This is a genomic window from Streptacidiphilus sp. MAP12-20 (assembly GCF_041262525.1).
Lineage (GTDB): Bacteria > Actinomycetota > Actinomycetes > Streptomycetales > Streptomycetaceae > Streptacidiphilus.
Window position 1 is genome coordinate 1 of sequence record NZ_JBGCCK010000008.1, and the last position, 13,774, is coordinate 13,774.

Annotated in this window: 13 protein-coding genes and 1 rRNA gene; 11 read left to right on the top strand and 3 right to left on the bottom strand. The window is 73.4% G+C overall.

Features of this window, described 5'->3' with window-relative positions; all coding sequences use genetic code 11:
• Positions 1-150: 150 nt before the first annotated feature.
• From rrf to ABIA32_RS12475, 3 genes are all read left to right on the top strand, one after another.
• A 5S ribosomal RNA gene (gene rrf / locus ABIA32_RS12465) occupies positions 151-267 on the top strand.
• A gap of 319 nt (positions 268-586) precedes the next feature.
• Entirely contained in the window at positions 587-1,570 is a 984-nt protein-coding gene (locus tag ABIA32_RS12470; protein WP_370094135.1) for a hypothetical protein, read from the top strand.
• Positions 1,570-2,475, top strand: a complete 906-nt coding sequence (locus tag ABIA32_RS12475; RefSeq protein ID WP_370094137.1) for a hypothetical protein — start codon at positions 1,570-1,572, stop codon at positions 2,473-2,475. Before ABIA32_RS12470 ends, ABIA32_RS12475 begins: the two co-directional genes overlap by 1 nt.
• A gap of 106 nt (positions 2,476-2,581) precedes the next feature.
• On the opposite strand, the gene ABIA32_RS12480 is transcribed toward ABIA32_RS12475, so the two are convergent.
• Positions 2,582-3,925: a DUF1015 family protein gene (locus ABIA32_RS12480; RefSeq protein WP_370094139.1), complete on the bottom strand. Its 1,344-nt coding sequence runs from the start codon at positions 3,923-3,925 to the stop codon at positions 2,582-2,584.
• Between the two features lie 108 nt (positions 3,926-4,033).
• Here ABIA32_RS12480 and ABIA32_RS12485 point away from each other — a divergent pair, with 108 nt between their 5' ends.
• Positions 4,034-4,537, top strand: coding sequence for a tetratricopeptide repeat protein (locus tag ABIA32_RS12485; RefSeq protein WP_370094140.1), 504 nt, complete (start codon positions 4,034-4,036; stop codon positions 4,535-4,537).
• Positions 4,527-5,540: an HAD-IIA family hydrolase gene (locus ABIA32_RS12490; protein ID WP_370094141.1), complete on the top strand. Its 1,014-nt coding sequence runs from the start codon at positions 4,527-4,529 to the stop codon at positions 5,538-5,540. Before ABIA32_RS12485 ends, ABIA32_RS12490 begins: the two co-directional genes overlap by 11 nt.
• Positions 5,541-5,554: 14 nt before the next feature.
• Here ABIA32_RS12490 and ABIA32_RS12495 read toward each other — a convergent pair whose 3' ends face one another.
• On the bottom strand, positions 5,555-5,902 hold the full coding sequence (locus tag ABIA32_RS12495; RefSeq protein WP_370094142.1) for a sterol-binding protein: 348 nt from the start codon (positions 5,900-5,902) through the stop codon (positions 5,555-5,557).
• Positions 5,903-6,034: 132 nt separating this feature from the next.
• Between ABIA32_RS12495 and ABIA32_RS12500 the strand changes: the two genes are divergently transcribed.
• The 6 genes from ABIA32_RS12500 to ABIA32_RS12525 all read left to right on the top strand — a co-directional run bounded on the left by ABIA32_RS12500 (position 6,035) and on the right by ABIA32_RS12525 (position 13,010).
• Positions 6,035-6,712 (top strand): hypothetical protein, encoded by a 678-nt coding sequence (locus ABIA32_RS12500; RefSeq protein ID WP_370094143.1) that lies wholly within the window; start codon positions 6,035-6,037, stop codon positions 6,710-6,712.
• Positions 6,713-7,509: 797 nt separating this feature from the next.
• Positions 7,510-8,322, top strand: coding sequence for a TlyA family RNA methyltransferase (locus tag ABIA32_RS12505; RefSeq protein ID WP_370094144.1), 813 nt, complete (start codon positions 7,510-7,512; stop codon positions 8,320-8,322).
• A gap of 182 nt (positions 8,323-8,504) precedes the next feature.
• Positions 8,505-9,413: an NAD kinase gene (locus ABIA32_RS12510; protein ID WP_370094638.1), complete on the top strand. Its 909-nt coding sequence runs from the start codon at positions 8,505-8,507 to the stop codon at positions 9,411-9,413.
• 95 nt (positions 9,414-9,508) lie between these two features.
• On the top strand, positions 9,509-11,239 hold the full coding sequence (gene recN / locus ABIA32_RS12515; protein WP_370094640.1) for a DNA repair protein RecN: 1,731 nt from the start codon (positions 9,509-9,511) through the stop codon (positions 11,237-11,239).
• A gap of 162 nt (positions 11,240-11,401) precedes the next feature.
• The gene (locus ABIA32_RS12520) at positions 11,402-12,574 is read left to right on the top strand and encodes a glycosyltransferase family 4 protein (RefSeq protein WP_370094145.1); all 1,173 of its coding nucleotides are present in this window, start codon (positions 11,402-11,404) and stop codon (positions 12,572-12,574) included.
• Positions 12,575-12,596: 22 nt separating this feature from the next.
• Entirely contained in the window at positions 12,597-13,010 is a 414-nt protein-coding gene (locus ABIA32_RS12525; RefSeq protein WP_370094146.1) for a VOC family protein, read from the top strand.
• On the opposite strand, the gene ABIA32_RS12530 is transcribed toward ABIA32_RS12525, so the two are convergent.
• Complete coding sequence (locus ABIA32_RS12530; RefSeq protein WP_370094147.1) at positions 13,001-13,657, bottom strand: HAD-IA family hydrolase; 657 nt, start codon at positions 13,655-13,657, stop codon at positions 13,001-13,003. The two genes, ABIA32_RS12525 and ABIA32_RS12530, sit on opposite strands and share 10 nt — an antisense overlap.
• Positions 13,658-13,774: the final 117 nt, after the last annotated feature.

The following is a 13,774-nucleotide window of genomic DNA, read 5'->3' on the forward strand; positions in this document are numbered from 1 at the left end:
GCCGGATGTGGAAGCCCTGTAAGGGGTGGAGCTGACCGGTACTAATAGGCCGAGGGCTTGTCCATAGTTGCTACGCGTCCACTGTGTTGTTCTGAAACAACGACCGTCCCGGATCTTTGATGATCGCGGGGGTTGACAGTTTCATAGAGTTTCGGTGGTCATAGCGTGAGGGAAACGCCCGGTTACATCCCGAACCCGGAAGCTAAGCCTCACAGCGCCGATGGTACTGCAGGGGGGACCCTGTGGGAGAGTAGGACGCCGCCGAACAACCTTTCAGAGCCGAGGCCCCAGTGATGTGCTGGGGCCTCGGCTTTTTTGCGTGCCCATCCCGTGAGCGGCGGTCTGTCGAGTGCGGGAGAATGAGTGACAGCGCGGTGGCTGCTTCTTCAGCCGGCGCCACGAAGCAGAGCAGTCCAGACAGGAGTCACCCCAATGGCATACCCCCCCAACGGACGACCGGAGCGCCGGTCGGGCGACGGCCCCCAGGGCGCTGGCGGCGCGGGCCGTCGGGACGCCCGTGACTCTCGCGACTCCCGCGATTCCCGGGGTGGTGGCTTCCGTCGGGACGACCGGCCCTCGTTCGGGCGTGACCGTGACGACCGTCCGTCCCAGGGTGACCGCGACCGTGCCCCGCGTCGCGATGACCGCCCGTCCTTCGGTGACCGCGACCGCGCCCCGCGTCGCGATGACCGTCCCTCCTACGGTGACCGCGACCGCGCGCCCCGCCGGGACGACCGCCCCTCGGGCGGTGGCTTCCGTCGCGATGACCGCCCTTCGTTCGGTGATCGTGGCCCCCGTCGCGACGACCGTCCCTCCAGTGGTGGCGGGTTCCGTCGTGACGATCGTCCCTCCTTCGGTGACCGTGACCGTGCCCCGCGTCGCGATGACCGTCCCTCCTATGGGGATCGCGACCGCGCTCCGCGTCGTGACGACCGTCCTTCCGGTGGTGGCGGGTTCCGTCGCGACGATCGCCCGTCGTTCGGTGACCGTGCCCCGCGTCGGGATGACCGTCCCTCGTACGGTGACCGCGACCGTGCCCCGCGTCGGGATGACCGTCCCTCCTACGGTGACCGCGACCGCGCTCCGCGTCGTGACGACCGCCCCTCCGGTGGCGGGTTCCGTCGGGATGACCGGCCCTCCTTCGGTGACCGCGACCGTGCCCCCCGTCGCGATGACCGTCCCTCCTACGGTGACCGCGACCGCGCTCCGCGTCGGGATGACCGTCCCTCCTACGGCGACCGTGACCGTGCGCCCCGTCGTGACGACCGCCCCTCCAGCGGCGGTGGCGGGTTCCGTCGCGACGACCGCCCGTCCTACGGTGATCGTGACCGTGCCCCGCGTCGTGACGACCGTCCCTCCAGTGGTGGCGGCTTCCGTCGCGACGACCGTCCGTCCTACGGTGACCGTGACCGCGCTCCGCGTCGCGACGACCGTGGCGGAGACCGCTTCGAGCGGCGGGACGCCGGCTACGGCGGCGGCGACGAGCGGCGCAGTGAGCCGACGCGTCGACTGCCGATCGACGAGGACGTCACGGGTCAGGAGATCGATGCCGATGTCCGCCAGGAGCTGATGAGCCTCCCGAAGACGCTGGCCGACGATGTCGCCAAGAACCTCGTCATGGTCGCGCGGCTGCTGGACTCCGAGCCCGAGCAGGCCTACGCCTACTCGCGCGTCGCGCTGCGTCTCGCCTCCCGTGTCGCCGCTGTCCGTGAGGCGGCAGGCTTCGCGTCCTACGTGACCGAGCGTTACTCCGAGGCGCTGACCGAGTTCCGCGCGGCTCGCCGGATGACCGGCTCTGCGGACCTGTGGCCGGTCATGGCCGACTGCGAGCGTGGCCTCGGTCGTCCGGAGCGGGCGCTCGAGATGGCGGGTGCGCCGGAGGTCAAGCAGCTGGACAAGGCCGGCCAGGTCGAGATGCGTCTCGTCGCGGCCGGTGCGCGCAGCGACATGGAGCAGTACGAGGCCGCCGTGGTGACCCTGGAGTCGCCCGAGCTGGCGTCGCACTCGGTCCAGCCGTGGACCGCGCGCCTGCGCTACGCCTACGCCGACGCGCTGCTCGCGGTCGGTCGTGAGGACGACGCCCGCGAGTGGTTCGCCAAGGCCGTCGAGGTGGACCAGAGCGGCATGACCGACGCCGCCGAGCGTCTGGCCAAGCTGGACGGCATCGAGTTCGTCGACGCTCTCGACGAGGACGCGGACATCTCGGACGACGACGAGGACGGCGGTGACATCTCCGGCGACCTCCGCGACGCCGGCGAAGGCTACGCCGAGGACGCCCACGAGGACTCGGACGACGACGAGGACGAGGACGACGACGAGGCCGTCCAGATCGGCAACGCCCTCGACGCCGATGACGTCGAGGCCGAAGGCGAGGGCATGTTCGCCGACGGTTCCGGCGAGGACTACTACGAGGACGACGAGGAAGAGGACGAGGAGGAGGGCTTCGGCCACTCCGGCGGCGCCCAGCAGCGCTGACCTCGACCAGATTCCAGGTCAGGCAGAGAGCAGAGAAGGGGCCCGCCCCGGTCGACGACCGGGGCGGGCCCCTTCCGCGTTTCAGTTCAGTTGCAGCCGCGTGGTCTCAGTCGAGTCGGAGGTTGCGCAGGACCAGTCCCGTCGCCGGCTTGGGGCCGAACGACGTCGACTTCCGCGGCATCGTGACGCCCTGCTCGGCCAGGCGTCGGACCACGCCCTCCTCGACCGGGTGCAGCAGCACTGCCGTGCCGCCGAGGCGCGCGGCCTCCCGCACCGCCGCGTCGGTGTCGTGCAGATAGCCGATGTGCTCGGGGTCGTCGGGGACCCGCCAGACGTGGTCGAGCAGGACCGAGTGGAGCACTGTCGCGTCCAGGCGCCGGTACTCCTCCGGAAGGTTGAGCGGGACGGTGGCGTCCAGAGTCTTCTCGTCCGGGCCGGCGACCAGGCGGTACCGGCCGTCGCCCGCGAGCAGGAAGGCTCCCGTGCCGGCCGCCTTCGCGGCCGCCAGGGCGGTCAGGGCGTCGCCCTGCCGGTCGCCGAGATCGGTGACCGACCACGCGTCGCTGCCCGAGGCGTCCAGCCGGGCCAGCGCCTCGGCGACCGGCAGCCGTTGCAGCACCCGGTGGATCGCGCGTACCCGCAGCGGGTACTGCGCCGTGTCGACCAGCAGCACCATGCCCCGGTCCCAGGGGCTCTGCGCGAGATGCCGGTGCTCGCGCTGGAGGCGCAGGTACATCGCCCAGCGGTGGTGCCCGTCGGCTATCAGTGCACGGCAGGTGGCCAGGTCGGCGGAGACGGCGGCCAACTCCTCGTGGGCCGTGACAGCCCAGAGACGGTGGCGGGTGCCGTCGCTCGTCGTCGTCTCGATCAGCGGATCCCGCGCGGCGGCGTCCTCGACGACCCCGGCTGCGCGGCCGTCACCGCGGTAGGTGAGGAGCAGAGGCTCCAGATTCGCCTTGGTCGTGCGCATCAGGCCGACCCGGTCGGCGACCGGGCGCGGCATGACGTCCTCGTGCGGCAGCACCATGCCCGCCCGTGCGTCGCTGACCGCGAGCGCGCCGATGAGTCCGCGCTGGAGCAGGCCGCCGTCCTCGGGGCTGGTCTGCTGCTCGTAGACGTAGAGGGCGGGCACCGGGTCGGCGGCGAGGATGCCGGTGCGCTGCCAGTCGCCGAGCAACCGGGCCGCGTGCCGGTAGCCGTCCTCGGCGGTCGGTTCCGGGCGCGGCAGGATCAGCCGGACGACGTTGTGCGGGTCGCTGTCCTCCAGCCGGACGCGGCCGTCGGGATCGACCACGTCGTAGGGGGGCGAGGTGACCGCGGCCAGGGAGCTGACCCGCTCGGGGTCGTAGCGAAGACCGCGGAAGGGATTGAGCGAAAGTCCGCACGCGGCGACGCGCCCCGCGTCGCCGTACCGGGTTTCGCTCGCATCGTCAGCACTGACAGCTCTCACTCTGGGCATGGTAATCGGATATGTGTGGTTGTTGATCGCCAGAAGGCCGGATGGTCCACGCGCGGGAGGCTGGCCATGGGAGGACCGGGCATGGGAGGACTGGGACGGATGAGCGAGCAGGGGCGGCCCAGCGGCGAGGTGTACGACTGGTTCCGGCGCGGCAGCGCGCTGCTGGACCAGGGCAATGCCGGGGCGGCGGTACAGCTGCTCAGTCATGCGGTGGAGGCGGAGCCGGAGTCGCGGGCGATCCGCGAGGCGCTGGCCCGGGCGCAGTTCGAGGCGCGGGCGTACGCGGCGGCGCTGGAGAATTTCAGGACCGTCGCGCTGGCGGATCCCTCCGACGACTACGCCCAGTTCGGCTGGGGGCTGGCCGCCGCGCGGCTCGGCGATTTCGAGGCATCGGCCGAGCATCTGGCCCTGGCGGTGGCGATGCGCCCGTCGGCCAAGCACTACCGGGCCGCGCTGCGGCAGACGAGGGCCACGCTGAAGGCCAGGGCGGGCGGCTTCGGTACGGTCGGGGGAGTACGGCCCGGTCCGGAGCACACGGACGGGCCGGAGTCAGCGCCCGACCCGCAGCCCGAACAGCAGGGAGAGTCACCCGATGTCCGTTGAGCAGCAGCCCCTCCACCTCGCCTACGACACGGCGCTGCTGGACCTGGACGGCGTCGTCTACGCGGGCCAGGCGGCGATCCCGCACGCCGTGCCGTCTCTGGACGCGGCGCGCGCGGCCGGCATGCATCTCGCGTACGTCACCAACAACGCCTCGCGCACGCCGCAGGCGGTCGCGGCGCACCTGACCGAGCTCGGTATCGCGGCGGAGCCGGCGGATGTGATCACCTCGGCGCAGGCTGCCGCGCGGCTGGTCGCGGAGAAGCTGCTGCCCGGCGCGGCGGTCCTGGTGATCGGCGGGGAGGGGCTGATGGAGGCGGTGCGCGAGCGCGGGCTCGTACCGGTGCGCTCGCTCGACGAGGGCCCGGCGGCCGTGGTCCAGGGCTACGACCCGGCCGTCGGCTGGCAGCAGCTCGCGGAGGCGTCCTACGCGGTGCAGCGGGGGCTGCCGTGGGTGGCCTCCAACACCGACCTGACGATCCCGACCGCGCGTGGCACCGCGCCCGGCAACGGCACGCTGGTCGCGGCGGTCCGGACGGCGACGGGCGTCGAGCCCGAGGTCGCGGGCAAGCCGCTGCCGCCGATGCACCGCGAGACGGTGATCCGCACCGGCGCGAAGCGCCCGCTGGTCGTCGGCGACCGCTTGGACACGGACATCGAGGGCGCGTTCAACGGCGGCGTGGACAGCCTACTGGTCTTCACCGGCGTGACTCGCCCGGCCGATCTGCCGGAGGCGGAGGTCAAGTTCCGCCCGACCTACCTGGCCGGGGACCTGCGCGGGCTGCTGGAGGTCCCGGCGGCGGTGGAGCGGGTGGGCGAGGACGCGTTCCGCTGCGGCGGCTGGACGGTCGCGCCGCGCCAGGACGGTCGGCTCGCCTTCGGCGAGGAGCGCGGCGCGGACCCCTATGCGGGCCTGCGCGCGCTCTGTGCGGCGACCTGGGCGGCGGCGGACGCGGGCCGCGCGGTGCCGGAGTGGCACAAGGCGCTGGCCGAGCTGGGGCTCTGAGGCATCGTGAACAGCTAGAGCAGGCCGCGCAGCTTCAACAGGTCGAAGATGCTCGCTTCCACCTTCACTCGTCCGGAGCCCCACGCCTTGGCGAAGTGGAGCGAGCCGTCGACCATCGCGACCAGGTCGTCGCCGGCCATCGCGAGACGGATCTGCGCCCTTTCGGCGGGCTTGCCGGGGGTCTCGACCAGGTCGTGGATCCGGCCGTCGCGCAGGCGGCCGGCGAAGGTGATGTCGAGATCGGTGATCCAGCAGGTGAGCGAGCGGTCCAGCTGGGCGGCGGCGCGGGCGTTGCCGGAGGCTTTGCCGAGGTTCTCGCTGAAGGTGGTCAGTGCTTCGCGGCATTCGAGCGCGGTGGCCATCCGGGGTGGTGCTCCTTGCGTGGCGGGCCGGGCGGGCGTGGCGGGCGTTGGGTGAACCTCCGACCGACCGTACCGCAGCGCCAGGCCACCGCAGCGGCGGCGGAGGCGGTAGCGTCGGGAGGAAGGCGAGCAGTGGAGGGACGTGTGGACGAGGGCGGCATGCGCGAGATGGTTCGCGACTACGTGAAGATCGCCACCGGTGTCGCGACCGGGGTGGCGGAGGAGGTGCGGGCGAAGCTGCCTCCTCAGGTGCGCGAGATCGCGGACGAGGTGGTCGAGCGGGCCCGTACGGAGGCCGAGAAGGCGTGGCACCGGCTGGGCGACGGCGTCGTGCAGGCGGGCGTGGTCCTGGAGTTCCTGGAGCGGCAGCTCCGTCAGTTGCAGGGCGGCGCCGCGGACACGTCCCCCGCGCCCGCCCCGGCCCGAGCGGACGAGGCCTTCCCCCAGGCGGAGGAACGCCCCCGCCCGGTCCGGGTCGTCGTGGACGACGACCCGGACGCCGCGGCAGCCGCCGCCCGCCGCGCGGCCGCGGTCCCCGCGATGCGAGAGCGCGCGACGCCGAAGCCGGCTCCGGCGCCGGCGAAGAAATCCCCGGCTCGCAAGCCCACCACGAAGGCGGCCCCCGCCCCGGAGAAGCCAGCCTCGGCGAAGAAGTCCGCACCAGCGGCGAAGAAGCCGGCCACCGCGAAGAAGGCCACCCCGGCGAAGAAGGCCGCGCCGGCGAAGAAGGGCGCGCCCGCGAAGCCTGCGGCGGCCAAGAAGGCGACCGCGAAGAAGCAGACCCCCAAGCCGACGCCATCCGATGACTGACCCGACCCCACCCCACCAGCCCCCCTCCCGCCGGCCACTCAGCTCGCCCCCACGGGCGGCTGACGCCGAGCTTTTGCCGGACGGTCCGCGTCCCGGGCCTTCGGGCCGGCGCGAGGTTCCGGGGCCCGGGGCAGGCTCGGCCCCGGCCGTGGGGCCGCTCGCGCGCCCGGACGGCCTCGCGCCTGCGCCTGCCGCGGAGCGCCCGTCGGGCGCTGGCACGCCGGTGGATGCGGCTGCGTCACGGGCGGCTGGCGCCGAGCTTTTGCCGGAGGGTCCGCGTCCCGGGCCTTCGGCTTGGCGCGGGGTTCCTGGGGCAGGTCCGGCTTCGGCTGTGGGGGCCTTCGGCGCGCCTGCTGCGGAGCGGCTGTCGGGCGCTGGCACGCCGGTGGATGAGGCTGCCTCACGGGCGTCTCACGCCGAGCGCCCGCCGGAGGGTCCGCGTCCCGGGCCTGGCCAGGCCCCGGGTGTGGGGCCGCTCGCGCGCCCGGCGGGCGCTCTCGCATCGGTGGATGGCGCGGCTGCGCGGCCCGCTGACGCCGGGCTCCGGCCGGAGGGCCTCGCGCCTGCGCCCGTTGCCGCGTCCCCGACCCCGCTTCCGGCCGTCGTCGAGACCGGGCACGCCGCCGTCGACACCGCGCTTGCGCGGCTCGCCGCGATTGGGGACGTGCCGGCCGAGGCGAGGGCCGGGGTGTACGGGGAGGTGCACGAGGCGCTCCGGGATACGCTCGCGGGGTTGGAGGAACGGTCGGGGCAGGCGCCCACGCCGTTGAACGCACTGGGCAGGAGCTGAACCGTACGTGGCAGTCGCACGACGCCGTCTGGACGCCGAGTTGGTCCGTCGCAAGCTGGCGCGCTCGCGGGAGCACGCCAGCGAGTTGATCGCCGCAGGGCGGGTGACGGTCGGCGGGACGGTGGCGACGAAGCCCGCCACGCAGGTGGAGACCGCAGCAGCCGTCGTCGTCGCGAAGGACGACAACGACCCCGACTACGTCTCCCGTGGCGGGCACAAGCTCGCCGGCGCGCTCGCCGCGTTCACCCCGCAGGGGCTCGCCGTCGAGGGGCGGCTCTGCCTGGACGCGGGCGCGTCCACCGGCGGGTTCACCGACGTGCTGCTGCGCGCCGGGGCGCGCCAGGTGCTGGCCGTGGACGTCGGCTACGGGCAGCTCGCCTGGTCCCTGCAGAGTGACGACCGGGTCGTCGTCATGGACCGCACGAACGTGCGCGAGCTCACCCTGGAGCAGATCGGCGGCACGGCGGTCGACCTCGTCGTCAGCGACCTCTCCTTCATCCCGCTCGGGCTCGTGCTGCCGGCGCTGGTCGCCGTGACGCGCGAGGACGGCGACCTTGTGCTGATGGTGAAGCCGCAGTTCGAGGTGGGCAAGGAGCGCCTCGGCAGCGGCGGCGTGGTCCGCAGCCCGCAGCTGCGGCAGGAGATGATCGAGAAGGTCGCCGCGCAGGGCGCCGAGCTCGGGCTCGGCGTGCGGGCGGTGACGGCAAGCCCGCTGCCGGGGCCGTCCGGCAACGTCGAGTACTTCCTCTGGTTCCGCCGCGACGCGCCTCCGCTCGATCCCGCCGAGGCCGTCCGCGCCGTGGTCGACGGGCCTCAGTAAGTCCGGAAATAGGACCGGAGGAGAAGGCATCCCAACGGGTAGGGTCGAAGAGCGTCCCTGACAGCCGTTGCCGTCACGATCGTCCACGAGGGGGAGGCGCAGTCCGGCCGAGGACGTCCGGGCCCGCGCTGGAGGAGCCCATGCCTGACCTGTCCGCCCCGTCTTCGCCCACCCCGACCGCCATGACGGTTCCGGCCGAGCGCACGGTCTTCATGCTCGCGCACACCGGGCGGGAAGCCGCGCTGCAGAGCGTCCAATGCCTGGTCGAGGGTCTCCTCAAGGAGGGCATCAAGCTGCGCGTCCTCGCCGCGGAGGCCCCCGACATGGGCTTCCCCGAGGGTGTCGAGGCCGTTCCGCTCGGGCCCGCCGCAGGCGAGGGCTGCGAGCTGATCCTGGTGCTGGGCGGTGACGGGACGCTGCTGCGCGGCGCCGAGCTGGCGCGCGAGTTCGGCGTGCCGATGCTCGGGGTGAACCTGGGCCGGGTCGGCTTCCTCGCCGAGGCCGAGCGGGACGACCTGCAGAAGGTCGTCCAACGCGTGGTGGCCAAGGACTACGAGGTCGAGGAGCGGATGACGATCGACGTCGTCGTGCGCGAGGACGGCCGGGTCATCCACACCGACTGGGCGCTGAACGAGGCCAGCGTCGAGAAGGGTTCCCGCGAGCGCATGATCGAGGTCGTGACCGGCGTCGACGGACGGCCGGTGTCCAGCTTCGGTTGCGACGGCGTGGTCTGCGCGACGCCGACCGGCTCGACCGCGTACGCCTTCTCGGCCGGCGGCCCGGTGGTCTGGCCGGAGGTGGAGGCGCTGCTGATGGTCCCGATCAGCGCGCACGCCCTCTTCGCCCGCCCGCTGGTGACCTCGCCCCACTCCGTGCTGGAGGTGCAGGTCCAGCAGCGCACCCCGCACGGCGTCCTGTGGTGTGACGGCCGCCGCACCTTCGAGCTGCCGCCGGGGGCCAGGGTGGAAGTTCGCAAGGGGCACAATCCAGTTCTCCTGGCCCGGCTGCACCGCGCGCCGTTCTCGAAGCGCCTGGTCCACAAGTTCCAACTGCCGGTCACCGGCTGGCGCGGTACCGCCGACGAGGACTGACGCACTCTCCGGACGCCCAGTCCGTGCGTGCTCGTACAGATGCTCGAAGTACGTGCGCGAGGGTGGCTCGTCGCGGGAAGGGCCCCGGACCTCGTATCGTCAGGGGCGTGCTGGAGGAGATGCGGATACGAGCCCTGGGTGTCATCGACGACGCTGTCGTTGAACTGGCGCCAGGGTTCAACGTCGTCACCGGTGAGACCGGGGCGGGCAAGACCATGGTGGTGACCAGCCTCGGCCTGCTCCTTGGCGGTCGCGCGGACCCGGGGCTGGTGCGCACCGGGGCCGAGCGGGCCGTCGTCGAGGGGCGGGTGGAGCTGCCGGTGGGCTCCCCTGCCGCGGAGCGTGCGCTGGAGGCGGGGGCCGAGCTGGACGAGGGCTCCCTGCTGCTCAGCCGCACGGTCTCGGCGGAGGGGCGCTCCCGCGCCCACGTGGGCGGACGCACGGTGCCGGTCAGCCTGCTGCAGACGCTGGGCGAGGACCTGATCGCGGTGCACGGGCAGTCCGACCAGCAGCGCCTGCTGCAGCCGGCCCGCCAGCGCGGCGCGCTGGACCGCTACGCCGGTCCTTCCGTCGCCGAGCCGCTGACGGACTACCAGACCTCCTACCGCCGCCTGCGCGAGGTCGCGGCGACGCTCGAGGAGCTGACCACGCGGGCGCGCGAGCGGGCCCAGGAGGCGGATCTGCTCCGCTTCGGCCTGGACGAGATCGCCGCCGCAGAGCCGCGCGAGCTGGAGGACGAGGAGCTGGCCGCCGAGTCGGAGCGGCTCGGCCACGCCGACGCGCTCTCCTCGGCCGCCACGCTCGCCCACAGCGCGCTGGCGGGCGACCCGAACGACCCCGACGTGGTTGACGCGGGCCTGCTGGTCGCACAGGCGAGGCGGGCGCTGGACGCGGTCCGCTCGCACGACGAGCGGCTCGGCGCACTGGCGGAGAGGGTCGGCGAGGTCTCGTACCTGCTGGCCGACATCGGCCAGGAGCTGGCCGGCTACGCCGAGGACCTGGACGCGGACCCGGTCCGGCTGGCGGCGGTCGAGGAGCGCCGCGCGGTGCTGGCGCATCTGGTGCGGAAGTACGGCAACGCGCAGGAGGGGATCGCCTCCGTCCTGACCTGGAACGAGCAGGCGGGCCGCCGGCTCTCCGAGCTGGACGGCGACGACGACACGATCAGTGCTCTCGAAGAGGAGCAGGCGTCGCTGACGGAGACGGTGTCCGCGCTCGCGGAGCAGCTGAGCACGGCCCGGCGCTCCGCCGCCCAGACCTTCGCCGAGGCGGTGACCGCCGAGCTCACCGAGCTGGCCATGCCGCACGCGCGGGTGAGTTTCGGGATCACCCGGACGGCGGATTTCGGCCCCCACGGCGTGGACGAGGTCGAGGTGCTGCTCGCCCCGCACCCGGGCGCGCCGCCGCGCCCGATCGCCAAGGGCGCCTCCGGCGGTGAGCTCTCCCGGGTGATGCTCGCGGTCGAGGTCGTCTTCGCGGGCGCCGACCCCGTCCCGACCTACCTCTTCGACGAGGTCGACGCCGGCGTCGGCGGCAAGGCCGCCGTCGAGGTCGGCCGTCGCCTGGCGCGGCTCGCCCGCACCTCGCAGGTCGTCGTGGTGACCCACCTGCCGCAGGTGGCCGCGTTCGCCGACCGCCACTTGGTGGTCGAGAAGACGGTCGACGGCACGGTCACCCGCAGCGGCGTGAAGACCCTCAACGACGCCGAGCGGGTGCGCGAGCTCTCCCGGATGCTGGCCGGCCTGGAGGACTCCGAGCTGGGCCGCGCGCACGCCGAGGAGCTGCTGGCCGCCGCGCGCGCAGGCACGACGCGTCAGGGCGGCTGACGTACGTCCACTGTCAAAGTCCCGGACGAACTGTCATGGTGGTGCAGCCGAAGGACCGGAATCGGGCCGTCCATCGCCTGAGCCTGACCCCGGCAGCACCCGGCACCCCGAACCCGATCCCCCGAACCCGACACCCCCGAGCGAAGAGAGACGACGCGGAACGTGGAGCACACCACCCCTGCTGCGCCGAGCCCAGCTGTGTCGAGCGGCGACCTCAAGGCCGTCCTCGTGCTGGCCGGCACCACCGGCGGCATCGGCGCGCACGTGCGGTCGCTGGCCGAAGGCCTGAGCGCGCACGGGGTCGAGGTCACCGTGTGCGGGCCGGCCGAGACCGACGAGCTGTTCGGCTTCTCCGGCGCAGGGGCGCGCTTCCACCCCGTGGAGATCACTCCGACGCCCGGTCCGCGCACCGACACGGCCGCCGTCGGCGAGCTGCGTCGCGCCTTCGCCCGCGCCTCGCTGGTCCACGCCCACGGCCTGCGGGCGGCGCTCCTGTCCGACCTCGCGCTGCGCACCGCCCGGGTGGAGATCCCGCTCGTGGTCACCTCGCACTCGGCGAACCTGGCCACCGGCGTCGAGCGGCGGCTGCTGCGGATGATGGAACGTCGCGTCGCCCGCGCCGCGGACCTGATGCTCGGGGCCTCCTCGGACCTCGTCGCCCGCGCCCGCGACCTCGGCGCGACCGACGCCCGGCTCGGCCCGGTCGTGGCCCCGCCGCTGGCGCCCGCGACGGCGGACCGGGAGGCGACGCGTCGTCAGCTGCTGGCGACCAAGGGCTCGAAGGACGCCAAGAGCCACGCGCCCGACCGCCCGATCGTGCTGGCCATCGGACGGCTGACGCCGCAGAAGAACTTCCAGCTGCTGCTGGACGCCGCCTCCGGCTGGCGCGGGGGCGAGGAGCCGTTGCTCGTCATCGCGGGCGTGGGGGCGGAGGAGCCGGCGCTCAAGGCCCGGATCAAGTCGGAGCGGCTGCCGGCCAGGCTGCTCGGCTACCGCGAGGACGTGGCGGATCTGCTGGCCGCCGCCGACGTGGTCGTCATCTCCTCCCGCTGGGAGGCCCGCCCGATGGTCGCCCAGGAGGCGCTGCGCGCCGGTGTGCCGGTTGTCGCGACGGCCGTGGGCGGCCTGCCCGAGCTGGTCGGCGACGCGGCGGTGCTGGTCCCTCCGGGGGACGCGACGGCGCTGGCCGCGGCGGTCTCCTCCCTGCTGGCCGATCCGGAGCGCCGGGCCGAACTGGCCCAGGCGGGCCCGGTGCAGGCCGAGACCTGGCCGACGGAGGCGGACACGGTGGCCCAGGTCCTCAGCGTCTACGACGAACTCACGTCGCAGCGCTGAGACAGGGCCTACGGTGGACCTCATGGACTGGACTCTCGAGGTCGTCGTGCTGCCCGTCTCCGACGTCGACCGGGCCAAGGCCTTCTACAGCGAACAGCTGGGCTTCGCCGTCGACGTCGACCGCCGGATGAGCGAGAAGGTGCGGGTCGTCCAGCTGACCCCGCCAGGCTCCGCCTGCTCGATCACCATCGGCGACGGGCTGACCCCCGTCGCCCCCGGCACCTACCAGGGCCTCCAGCTCTGCGTGAGCGACATCCAGGCCGCCCACGCGCAGTTGGCCGGGCGCGGCGTGGACGTCAGCGAGGTGTTCCACTTCGGCGAGAACGGGCAGCAGTCCGGTCCCGGCGGGCCGTGGAACTCCTTCGTCAGCTTCAACGACCCGGACGGCAACGGCTGGGTGGTCCAGGAGGCCCCGGCGGACCGTTCTCAGCGCTGAGGCGTGATGCGCAGCGTCACCGAGCCGTCGGGGTTCGGCAGGACGGCGACCTGCTCCAGGGTGCCGACGGAGGCCGTCGCTCCGTAGGCGGCCGTCGCCGCGCCGACGCCGACCACGCGCATGCCCGCGGTGAGCCCGGCCGCGACGCCGGCGGGGGAGTCCTCGAAGACCACGCACTCCTCCGGCGTGAAGCCGAGCTGCGCCGCGCCCTTGAGGAAGCCCTCCGGGTCCGGCTTGCTCGCGCTGACATCCTCGGCGGTGATCCGCACGTCCGGCAGCGCCAGGCCTGCGGCCCGCATGCGACCGGTGGAGAGGCCGACGTCGGCGGAGGTCACCAGGGCGTGCGGAACGCCCGCGAGCGCGGCGAGGAACGCGGGTGCGCCGGGTATCGGCACGATGCCGTCGAGATCGGCCGTCTCCTCGGCGAGCATCCGGGCGTTGTCGGCGAGGTTCTCGGCGACGGGCCGGTCGGGCAGCAGGATCGCCATGCTCTCGTGGCCCTGACGACCGTGGACGACCTCCTCGACCCGCGCAAGCGAGAGCCCATGGGCTGCCGCCCAGCGCCCCCAGACCCGCATGACGACTGCACCGGAGTCGACGAGCGTGCCGTCCATGTCGAGCAGCAGGGCACGGGCGGTGAGGTCCATCGGCACGTCGTCTCCCGGGTGGGCAGCAGCAGCATTTTGTGCCTCAACTATACAAAACCCGACCGCGCAGGCGTTAGGGGCGCGGGGCACCACCGCGTGGGCGTAACAGGTCACGAC